Genomic DNA, 2,513 nt, shown 5'->3' with positions numbered 1-2,513 from the left:
TCAAACTCTCCAATAAAGTTAGTTTGTCTAGCATCATAAAATAAAAATTGACGTTTCACGTTGTTTGTTTCGTTCAGTTTTCAAAGAACTCGTCTGCCGCTCATTTGCGACTTCCTTATGTTAACATCTTCGTTAGTTAATGTCAACTAAGTTTTTTATTTCGTTTGTCGCTTTCGACGTTATTGTCATCGGCGACTTGTTCTATATTACACCTCTAAGTATTAATCGTCAATACGTTTTTTAAAAAAACTTCATTTTTTTAAAACCCTATTTACATACCTCTTCTATCAGAATATATAAGCAACCCATATAATACTCTATGGGTTGCTTTCCATCATAAAAACTATTGTTCTTTTGAAGGTACCGAACAGCTTTCATCTGTACAAGACATATCGCTTCCACCTTCTGAAGAAAGCTCTTGTAACTTAGGTACAGGATTCTCTTCTTCCCACACTTGCTGAAGTGCACCAACAAAAGTTTCAAGTGGTTGCGCACCTGAAATAGCATACTTTTGATTAATAATAAAATAAGGTACTCCTGAAATTTGATATTGCTGAGCGATCGCTTCATCAACTCTAACATCATTTGCATATGCACTTTTATCATTAATAACCTTTAAAGCTTCTTGTTTATCTAAACCTGAAGCTTCAGCTATAGTAGCGAGCGTATCCACATCACTTAAATTTCTTGATTCAGTGAAATATGCAAAAAGTAGTTTTTCCGTAACTTCTTTTTCTTTCCCTTGATCCTTTGCAAATTTCGCAAGACGATGCGCATCAAAAGTGTTCGTCGGCTTCATCTCATCAAAATTAAAACTTAAACCCATGCTAGCCGCATGATTGCCTAGCTGCACATTATTACGTTTCGCTTCTTCAATACTAATCCCATACTTTGATGCAAGTACTTCATTAATACTTGTTCCAGAATAGATTGGAGCATTTTGGTCTAATTCAAAACTTTTAAACTCAACTTCAACATCCTTCTTATGAGGAAATTGCTCTAAAGCCACTTCTAACCTACGTTTCCCAATGTAGCAAAATGGGCATACAAAATCTGACCATACTTCAATTTTCATAGAAACACCTCATTAACATGTAGTTTTCAATCATTGTAGCACTGGCACTAAGGAATTCAAAAATTTATGCTTCAAGCCTTATATACTAAAACCTAAAATGAATTTATAAATAGAAAAACGATAATCAAAAGTATCACCTTCTGATTATCGTATATATAAATCTAATTATACTGGAATATATCTCCCCACGAACTTCCATACGGTATTCCAATATGTGTTTGAATCTATCTTCTCAGCTTCTCCATGTCCAGCACCTGGAACAATTAATTTCTCTTTTTCTACTTTTGCAGCATTATATACTTCATCTAACATTTCAAAAGGAACGAATGTATCCGCATCCCCGTGAATGAATAGTATCGGTGTTTTACTTTTCGCCACTTGTTTTACGGCTGAAGCTTCTTCCAAATCATATCCAGCTCTTAATTTTGTAACTGTATTTGCCGCATTCATAACGGGAAATTTCGGCAAGTGGAATAAATCTTTTAGTTGATAAGTAAATTCATCAATAACAGTTGAGTATCCACAATCTTCAATAATAACTTTAACGTTAGAAGGTAACTCTTCACCTGAAGTCATCATTACAGTTGCCGCGCCCATCGAAACACCAAATAGTGCTATTTCAGCATTAGGGTCTTTCTTTACAACTTGTTGAATCCAAACCAAAATATCTTTACGATCATGCCAGCCCATACCAACATAATTTCCTTCACTATTTCCGTGCCCACGAAGATCTGGTGCTATGACATTATAACCTTGTTCATAAAAGTTACGAATATATTTCGTCATTTCTGATGCTCTACCATTGTATCCATGAACTACAATTGCCCATTTATGACTAGATTGTTCATTCATATATTCATAACCTTTTAAATTCAATTTATCGAAAGAACGTATAGTTAATGTGTTAGGCTTATACTTTGATACGAAGTTCGCATTCTTTTCTTCATTTATAGCCAATACATCTCCCGATGCATTTACCGTTTCTTCTAAATGAGGATTACCTTGCAAAAATTCTTTCTCTTGTTTCGCATTCAACGCATAATTATAAAAATAATTCCCGACTAACATATACACAATCGCTAGAAGGACTAAGACTACTATAGTAATCATACCTATCTTTTTCATATTATCTCCTTTTTAAAAATTAATATCCCTATATTAAATTGTTTTAAAAAATAACTGTACTATTTTAACACATCAATAAATTACTTCCACAAAAAAATAAAATAGAAAATCTTAAACTACACATTGAAAATGATGAAAGAAATTGAATATAAAAGGATAACTTGAGGCTGATAAGAGATTAAAAACACAAAAAAGACGAGTCATTCTGACTCGTCTTAAGCTTGCTTGGCGACGTCCTACTCTCACAGGGACAAGGTCCCAACTACCATCGGCGCTAGAGAGCTTAACTTCCGTGTTCGGTATGGGAACGGGT

Annotated in this window: 2 protein-coding genes and 1 rRNA gene; all 3 read right to left on the bottom strand. The window is 34.1% G+C overall.

All coding sequences use genetic code 11. The annotated features are described in order from the left end of the window. Positions 1-343: 343 nt before the first annotated feature. Positions 344-1,075 (bottom strand): DsbA family oxidoreductase, encoded by a 732-nt coding sequence (locus tag AC0L0O_RS29910; RefSeq protein WP_000687961.1) that lies wholly within the window; start codon positions 1,073-1,075, stop codon positions 344-346. A gap of 165 nt (positions 1,076-1,240) precedes the next feature. Beyond that, positions 1,241-2,200, bottom strand: coding sequence for an alpha/beta hydrolase (locus tag AC0L0O_RS29905; protein WP_428890206.1), 960 nt, complete (start codon positions 2,198-2,200; stop codon positions 1,241-1,243). Positions 2,201-2,423: 223 nt separating this feature from the next. Then, positions 2,424-2,513: ribosomal RNA gene (gene rrf / locus AC0L0O_RS29900) — 5S ribosomal RNA — on the bottom strand; the annotation flags it as partial.

This window comes from Bacillus sp. GS3m_15504, assembly GCF_055825275.1.
Note: the sequence above shows the minus strand (reverse complement) of the source record. Positions and strands in the feature narration are given on the sequence as shown.